This window comes from Ileibacterium valens (genome assembly GCF_001945525.1).
GTDB lineage: Bacteria > Bacillota_I > Bacilli_A > Erysipelotrichales > Erysipelotrichaceae > Ileibacterium > Ileibacterium valens.
Map to the genome: position 1 here is coordinate 1 of NZ_MPJW01000255.1, position 8144 is coordinate 8144.

General features: G+C 39.6%; 7 protein-coding genes. 5 read left to right on the top strand and 2 right to left on the bottom strand.

The annotated features are described in order from the left end of the window. Positions 1 to 274, top strand: a 274-nt coding sequence (locus BO222_RS13845) for a hypothetical protein (protein ID WP_158024611.1), incomplete at its 5' end; no start/stop codon positions are given. Positions 275 to 549: 275 nt separating this feature from the next. Here the strand turns inward: BO222_RS13845 and hdhA are convergent. Then, positions 550 to 1353 (bottom strand): 7alpha-hydroxysteroid dehydrogenase, encoded by an 804-nt coding sequence (gene hdhA / locus BO222_RS11740; protein ID WP_075820937.1) that lies wholly within the window; start codon positions 1351 to 1353, stop codon positions 550 to 552. 299 nt (positions 1354 to 1652) lie between these two features. Further along, positions 1653 to 1994 carry a cupin domain-containing protein gene (locus BO222_RS11745; protein WP_075820938.1) on the bottom strand — a complete coding sequence of 114 codons (342 nt, stop codon included), beginning with the start codon at positions 1992 to 1994 and terminating at the stop codon, positions 1653 to 1655. Positions 1995 to 2310: 316 nt separating this feature from the next. On the opposite strand from BO222_RS11745, the gene BO222_RS11750 reads away from it, so the two are divergent. The 4 genes from BO222_RS11750 to BO222_RS11770 all read left to right on the top strand — a co-directional run bounded on the left by BO222_RS11750 (position 2311) and on the right by BO222_RS11770 (position 7733). Then, entirely contained in the window at positions 2311 to 2952 is a 642-nt protein-coding gene (locus tag BO222_RS11750) for an ECF transporter S component (RefSeq protein ID WP_075820943.1), read from the top strand. A 487-nt stretch (positions 2953 to 3439) separates the two neighbouring features. Continuing rightward, positions 3440 to 5143 (top strand): phosphoenolpyruvate--protein phosphotransferase, encoded by a 1704-nt coding sequence (ptsP, locus tag BO222_RS11760; RefSeq protein WP_075820940.1) that lies wholly within the window; start codon positions 3440 to 3442, stop codon positions 5141 to 5143. Between the two features lie 533 nt (positions 5144 to 5676). Further along, complete coding sequence (locus BO222_RS11765) at positions 5677 to 6402, top strand: hypothetical protein (protein WP_075820941.1); 726 nt, start codon at positions 5677 to 5679, stop codon at positions 6400 to 6402. A 155-nt stretch (positions 6403 to 6557) separates the two neighbouring features. After that, positions 6558 to 7733 carry a toxic anion resistance protein gene (locus BO222_RS11770; RefSeq protein ID WP_075820942.1) on the top strand — a complete coding sequence of 392 codons (1176 nt, stop codon included), beginning with the start codon at positions 6558 to 6560 and terminating at the stop codon, positions 7731 to 7733. The last annotated feature ends 411 nt before the right edge of the window (positions 7734 to 8144 follow it).

The following is an 8144-nucleotide window of genomic DNA, read 5'->3' on the forward strand; positions in this document are numbered from 1 at the left end:
GGTGATGAAAGCCGAAGCAGGTGTTCCTGATAAAATCGAAGAATGGATTGATCAAAAAAGACTGAATGAACAGAAAGAAGAGGGAGAGCAGATGAGCGTTCTTAGAGAACTTTACGATAATCGTGATCGAAAGCTGGAAGATTACGATCGAATGGTTAAAAAAATCAGCAAGGCAGAACAAAGAGCTAATCAGATCCAAGAAGAAAAGGATCGTCAGATTGAAAAACTGCTTGAACATATCAGAAAGAGTGAACCGGATTTCAGACTCGAATAAATCTTTTCTGCTCCATAGAGCGAACTTTTAACAGACTGCGAATTTTTTTTTACAAAGATATAATTAAAGACGAATAATTATAACAAACCACTAATAGTAAGCTTAAAGTACTTCAAAAAACGGATGACAATGTATCATCCGTTTTTCAAATTGTAGTCAAATCATAGTATTTTTAATCTGTTTTGAGAAATGGGCTTTATTCTTAACCTGAAAATTGATCTTAATCAGCTGTCAAGTTCTTTTGTGAGAAAGACAACTCAGTTGATTTGCTCTCGCTATCGACGGTTTGAACCGTTCATCAAATCTCCATAAACTGGGGTACCTAAGCCAAATCCGCCGGCAACTTCAAGAATCTGACCAGTAGTAAATGCGGCTTCATCACTGGCAAAATAGGCAACAGCGGCGGCAATCTCTTCAGGAGTAGCCATTCGATTTAAAGGCGTCTGGTGTAAAAACATATCTCGGAAATGATCAGACAGATTATCTTTAACCGCATCAGTAGCAGTCATACCAGGTAAGACGGCATTCGAGCGGATCTGATAACGTCCAAGCTGCACCGCAAACAGTTTAGTCAGATAGTTGATGGCGGCTTTGGAAGTTCCATAGGCAATCTGGGAGATGTCAGGAACATTTCCGCCAATAGAAGATATATTAATGATGCTTCCGCCTCTGATTTTAAGCAAAGGCAAGGCTTCCTGCGTAGTTCTGAATACACTTTCAAGATCCACATCTACTGTTTCCCTGAATTCTTTCCATTCAGTATCTTCAATTGAGCGATCTTTCATCGGATTGGATGTTCCAAAGTTATTGACCAGAATGTCCAGTCTTCCTTCCTGTTCTGAAATGGTCTTCATCATTTCCGAATAGCAGGTTTCATCATAAGCATCAAAACAAACGGTCTTAACGTTCCAGCCAAATTCCTGATTCATACTTGAAGCAAGTTCATCTGCATATTCAAGACGACGGGCAGCCATATATACAGTTGCTCCTTTTTGAGCGAGATTTTTTACAATGGCCAGTCCGATTCCGTGGGTACTCGCAGTAACCAGAGCCACTTTATTCTTTAAGGATTCGCACATGAATTTATTCCTCCATTCGATTTTAAGTTACCACCGAAAATTGGAGAACTCATGGACCTTAACTGAGTAATTGGATAATACAATCTGTATAGAATTTTGGCTTGATAAGTCGTAGATGCCAATCGTCGATAAAATTGTGGTGATAAAGTTCTCACAAAGAAAAAATCCTTCAGTTGCAGAAACAGCTTCTGATTTCTGACTTGAAGGATAAAGTTGATATCCACAACGAAAGCAATTTAAATAGGTTTTAAAGATCTTTGAACGAAAATTGACTTTTTTTGCAGGCTGTCAGTGGTTGTTTAAAGATTGTAGATCAAAGCAATCATTTCCATGTTTTCGTCATAGTTATTCTCAATGGAATGATACTGACCATCTTCGATTGTACAGATATCGCCAGGACCTACCTTAGTGATGCTTTTGTCGTTATCGATAAAGTCAGCATGTCCTTTAATGATGTAATATGGTTCAGTCTCTCCATTATGCTGGTGCCACCCGACTGAACACCCCGGTTCTAAAACGACGCGGGCATACATTCTTCCAACTTTTCCCAGCTTTTCAGAAGAGACAATATTGTATACCAGAACGCGGCCTTTCCCGCCGCCTAAATTTTCTTTCACCGTACAGGTTTCTTTTTCGACCATAGTAAAATCCTTTCTTCAGCATTCTGATCCTTTTCATCAGAAATGGCTTATATCGTTTTGAATATTTTATCAGAGCTAGTGCAGGATCAATCAGATTTTAAGACAGAATATATTGAATGTAACCGGTTTCAGATTGAATATTGTGTTTAAATTTTCGAGGTACTTTGTATAATGAAGAGCATTGAAAAAGGAAATTTGCAGGCTCCTGATTGAAATTCAACAGGAAGCCGACTGCTGTCAAATCCTTTTTCCAGCCGTACCTGCCGGCCATGCAGGAAGACATCGTATTCGAAAGAAACGAAAGTTAGGAGATAAAATGAAAACAAATTCAAAAACCAGGAAAATGTCCCTCTTTGCCATGTTTCTGGCCATTGAGCTGATGCTCGTCTTAACCCCAATTGGCTATATTCGTCTGCCGGGCCTGTCCATTACCATGATGCATATTCCAGTCATTGCTGCTGGAATCCTTCTTGGATGGAAATATGGAGCTGCTTTGGGACTGGTCTTTGGTCTGACCTCGATCTGGAATGCCACCATGCAGCCTGGACCAACTTCCTTTGTTTTTTCACCCTTCGTAACCATAGCTGGTATCAGCGGAAACTGGACCAGTCTCATAATCGCTTTAGTTCCAAGAATCCTTCTTGGTGCAATTGCTGGATGGCTGTTTGAAGCGTTTGTTGTAAAGGCAAAAATGAACACGCCTCTTGCTGCATGTTTAGCTGCAGTTCTTGCAACATTCTGTCATACTTTCATGGTTCTTGGCCTGATTTATCTGTTATGGGGGGGGCAGTATGCCAGTGCCATCGGATCAGCCCCAGAAGCTTTACTCGGACTTCTGGCTATGGTTGTTGTGACAAATGGTCTTGCAGAAATGGCATTGGCTGGAGTCGTCTGCATGGCTTTGGTTAAAGCCATCAAGCCTTCAGTCATTGCGAAAATGTCTGTTTCAAAAGCTTAATTCTCAAAATTTTCTCAACTGAAAAATATAACAAAAATCTCGTAAATGATTCAACAGCGGTGCAAGCAGTCCATCGCTGTTTTTTTGTTTTTTTGTGTTTTTTTGAGTATTCTGTTTTACTCTGGATAATTTTCCTAATCGAAGCGGTTCTGACTTTTTAACTGATTCGCACTGCTCTTCATCTTTGGCTTTTAGGATCACGTATTGTTTGGTTAATAGTCTTTATTGGACTGAATTATATATCATATGTGTTTACACATTATCTTACCGTTATTAAGAAAAATTTCATAAGCCTGAAGTTTATCTGGACTTTGTCTTTGAGAAAAATGAAATTGCAAACGATTATTAAATACGTCCCTGAAAGTGAGGAAAAATCACCGTCCTGTAAGCGCATTAAAGTTTAACGGGAAGCGTCAAAAGCGGTTTGTTTATGATAATATTTTGAGTGTAAGTATATTTTGAACCGCTTAATTTGAGGAGGAAAAACATGTTAAAAGGTATTGCTGCATCAGCAGGCGTAGCTACCGCAAAAGCTTATAAGCTTGAGCAGCCTGTTGTTGTAATTGAAAAAATCGACGGAACAGTTCCTGCAGACGAAGTTGCAAAACTTGAAGCCGCCCTTGCCAAAACCGTTAAGGATATTGAAGGTGTAAAGGAAAGAGCAGCAAAACGTCTGTCTCCCGAAGAACTTGAAGTTTTTGATGCCCATCTGATGATGATCAATGATCCGGATCTGGTAGGTCAGATGAAAGCAATGATCGAAAACGATAATGTAAATGCTGCCTATGCAGCTGACCAGGTTGCTAATTCGACTGTAGCGATGTTCGAATCCATGGATAATGAATATTTCAAGGAAAGAGCTGCCGATGTAAAGGACGTAACATTCCGTCTGAAATGTAATCTGCTCGGTCTTGAAATTCCTGATCTGACAGCAATCAATGAACCGACAATTATCGTAGCTCATGACCTGACTCCTTCAGATACTGCACAGCTGAATGAGTTTGTTAAAGGTTTCGCTACTGCAATTGGTGGTAAAACTTCCCATTCTGCAATTATGGCTAACTCTCTTGAAATTCCGGCTGTCGTTGGAGCTGCTGGCGTATTAGAAGCTGTGAAGAATGGCGATGTCATTGGTCTTGATGCTCTTGATGGCGTCATCTACGTTAATCCAGATGATGAAACCGTCGATGAACTGGCTAAGAAAGCTGTTGCTTATGCTGAAGAAAAGAAAGCTCTTCAGGTATTAGTCAATGCAAAATCCATTACGACAGATGGTCATGAAGTTGAACTTGCTGGAAATATCGGTGGATTAAAAGATGCTGAACAGGTAGTTGCTAATGGCGGAGAAGGCGTTGGTCTGTTCAGAACTGAATTCCTTTATATGGATAATGATCATTTCCCAACAGAAGAAGAACAGTTCGAAGTTTATAAAGCAGTTCTTGAAACTCTGAAAGGCAAAAAAGTTGTCGTTCGTACCCTTGACATCGGTGGAGACAAGAAACTGTCCTACTTTGAATTCCCAGAAGAAATGAACCCATTCCTTGGCTATCGTGCCATTCGTCTGTGTTTAGACCGCAAAGATATCTTCAGAACTCAGTTAAGAGCGCTTTGCCGTGCTTCTGTTTATGGAAAACTATGCATCATGTTCCCAATGATCGCTACCATTAACGAATTCAAAGAAGCGAAAGCTCTCTTTGAAGAATGCAAAGCTGAACTGACCGCGGAAGGCGTTGCTGTTTCTGATAATATCGAAGTGGGAATGATGGTTGAAATTCCTGCTGCAGCAGTTCTGGCAGATGAATTCTCTAAATATGCAGATTTCTTCTCCATCGGTACAAACGATTTGATCCAGTACTCCATGGCTGCTGACCGTATGTCTGAAAAGGTTGCCTACCTGTATCAGCCATACAACCCATCCATCCTTCGTCTGATCAACATGACCATCAAGGGTGCTCACAAAAATGGTAAGTGGGTTGGTATGTGCGGAGCTATGGCTGGTGAACCATATGCAGTACCAATTCTGCTTGGATTAGGCCTGAACGAATTCTCTATGTCCGCTACACAGATCCTGAAAGCCCGTCAGATCGTTACGAAGCTTTCATTTGAAGAAATGCAGGATGTAGCAGATAAGTGCCTGAACATGGATTCTGCTGAAGAAGTTCTTGATTACGTAAAAAGCGTTGTTGAATAATTCATAGTTAAATAATTATTCGATCGATCAAAATGAAGATCCTGGAGCATCTTTCTGAAAAGGAGGATGCTCCTTTTGATTTTAAGCTCCTGACAATTTTCTTAACAAAATCTTCTGGTTCTCTTTACAGTTTCGTCTGTTCGATTTCAGCCCAAGAATGTAATCTCTCTGATATAAACCGGATATTTATAAACCAGATTTTCGCTTTCTGATCATTGGCCGATCTATGTTTACCATATTGTTTGTTGAATATTGATCATTGTTAAGGAAAAATAAAATTCCTAAAACAAGTTATTCCGGCCATGGATTTAATGAATCAGGTAAATAGAAATTCAAAGAAGTACGAATAAATATGCAGATAAGAAATGTAAATATTCATTTTTTGAAGATTAAAGAATCGCAAAGCATTGTAGTCTCTAAGATAAAACTGTTTAAATAAAAATGATGAAACTCTCAATCCTGATGGATAAGGTGAGCACTGATTTTTTCAGCCTGAACCTATGATAAAATTCAGTTACAGAAAGTGGTAGATTATGAGTACAAAAGATTTATGGGATGCCCTGGGGCTCGGATTTGAGCTCTGGCTGTTTTATGTCATTTCAACAGGAATATTCAATCTGTCCTTGGAGTCAGATCATTTCTTTCAGAAGATGGGAGCTTTGATCATATTAAGTGCCTGTCTTGCAGTCTTCTGTATGACTGAATACAAAAGATTGTTCAAGAAAAAAACTTCTGCGGCCCTTCCGCCTAAGCCAATGAAAACCATCTCGGAAGCAAAAAGGACAGTGGATCGTACCGTTCCAAAAGCGTTTAAAAAGGAAATGCGGACCCTCCAGGCACAGATGGATCGAATGAAGCGCAAGAGGGAAATGCTTGATCGGGAATTAAAGAATGTTTTTGGAGATTCAAGAATTTCCTATGAGAAGTTTGCAAGAACAATTGATGGTGTTGAATCTGTATTCATTGATAACGTCTCAAAAATTGTGACCCGTATCAATATCTTTGATGAAGATGGATATGAAAAAGTGTTCAGAGACCATCAGGAATATACAGATGCGATCGAACCTTATAACGCCCATTTTAAGTATGTAAAAGAACGGCTTGAAGAAAATGAACAGATTCTGACAAAAACGGACCGTCTACTGCTCGAAGTAACGAACCTGACGGATCGTTCTTCATCCGTAGACAATCTTCCAGCGATGGTTGAACTAAACGAACTGATCGATCAGACCAAACTGTACAGACAAAACGGCCATTAACACAGAATGTCTTAAATTAATGGATAAAAAAGGGAATCTAAAATTCAGAATATTCATTTGTCAGTACGGCGCACTCTTCGATCTATTTAATAAAATATGTAAATAAAAAACGAGCGAAACCCAGAAATGGAAAAACGGAAAAGAGGAAAGATATTATGGCTTTTACTATGGATGTAGAAGAAATGGATAAGGAGCAAATCGTCAATGAATTAAAGCCGACGGTTCAGCAGAAAACGCAGTTAGAAGCGATGGCGGATTCTAATGTAAAAGAAATCGAGAAAGTCGATCTTGATTCTCTTGACGAACGCCGCAACATCGCCAACATGATTGAAAACTTTGGAAAGCAGGATGTAGAGCGCTCTGCGGATAAAAACCGAATGCTTGAAAAAACGTTAGGAGAACTTTCTAAAACGGGTTCTGAAGGCAGTAAAGTCGTTGAATCGTTAACAAGCTTAAATCGTGAAATGAAAGAACTCGATCCTTCTGGAATCAATTTCAATGATCAGGGATTCTTTGGTAAGATGTTCAACCCTGTCCGCAATTACTTCCAGAGATACGAGAAAGCCGATGCCCAGATTAACGAAATCATCGCTTCACTTGAAGAAGGAAAGAAAACCCTGATTGCGGACAATACAACCCTGGAAATCGAACAGGCTTCATTGCGGAATCTGACCAAAAAAATTGGAAAACAGGTTGAACTCGGAATGCAGATGGATGCCCGCCTTGAAAAGGCGATTGAAGATGCCAAAGTAAACAACGAAGATCCTGAAAAGATTAAATATATTCAGGAAGAATGTCTATTTCCTTTACGTCAGAAAGTCATGGATATGCAGCAGATGCAGGCTGTCAATCAGCAGGGCTACTTTGCCATGGAAATCGTTCGCCGCAATAACAAAGAACTGATCCGAGCTGTTGAAAGAGCTCAGAATGTGACGGTTTCTGCATTAAGAACGGCAGTGACTGTAGCCAGCGCATTATATAACCAGAAGATCGTCCTTGATAAAGTCAAGATGATTAATGAAACAACAAACAATCTGATCAAATCGACTTCGATTATGCTCAAGCAGCAGGGAGCTGATATTCAGCAGCAGGCTATGAATGCCAATATCTCTGTTGATACCCTCAAAGAAGCATTCAAGAATACTTTTGAAGCCTTGGATCAGGTAGAAGTCTATAAACAAAAAGCACTTCCTCAGATGCGCCAGTCCATTCAGGAATTCAGAGCCTTAGCGGATGAAGGAGATGCAAGACTTGAAAGAATGGATCGGATCAATGCCTATCGTGATGAAGTCACAATGAAAGATGATCTTCCAAAGATTCCAGAATTTTAAATTCAGGTGGTAACACAATTATTTAGTTAAAGTAAATGAGATTCGACTTTTTGAGAAGCTTTTTTCTTGAAAAGTCGGATCTCATTTTTGCTTGGATTATATTTCTCGGTTGTTAAAAAAACAAAAAGTTTTTGAGCGGTTTACAGAAAATCGGCGATCAGGCACTGAATTTCAAGGAAAACCTTCAACAAAGAAAATGGCTACATATTATCAAAGCTGATAGATAAGCTTGGAAGATGACCATTCGATCAAACCGCTTAACCTATCGGATTTCATGTTTTACGGCTGTATTTGTTAGTTTAAAAGTGGCTACTTTTTGACGAATATCGGTTGAAAAGTTGCCACTATTTTTGTATCTTCTGCTCCTTAATCTGAGGAGAACAGGAGGTACCGGAAAGGTGATCAATTACA

Coding starts and splice junctions, on each gene's coding strand:
- BO222_RS11745 (WP_075820938.1), bottom strand. CDS start 1,994: ATGGTCGAAAAAGAAACCTGTACGGTGAAAGAAAATTTAGGCGGCGGG.
- ptsP (WP_075820940.1), top strand. CDS start 3,440: ATGTTAAAAGGTATTGCTGCATCAGCAGGCGTAGCTACCGCAAAAGCT.
- BO222_RS11750 (WP_075820943.1), top strand. CDS start 2,311: ATGAAAACAAATTCAAAAACCAGGAAAATGTCCCTCTTTGCCATGTTT.
- BO222_RS11770 (WP_075820942.1), top strand. CDS start 6,558: ATGGCTTTTACTATGGATGTAGAAGAAATGGATAAGGAGCAAATCGTC.
- BO222_RS11765 (WP_075820941.1), top strand. CDS start 5,677: ATGAGTACAAAAGATTTATGGGATGCCCTGGGGCTCGGATTTGAGCTC.
- hdhA (WP_075820937.1), bottom strand. CDS start 1,353: ATGTGCGAATCCTTAAAGAATAAAGTGGCTCTGGTTACTGCGAGTACC.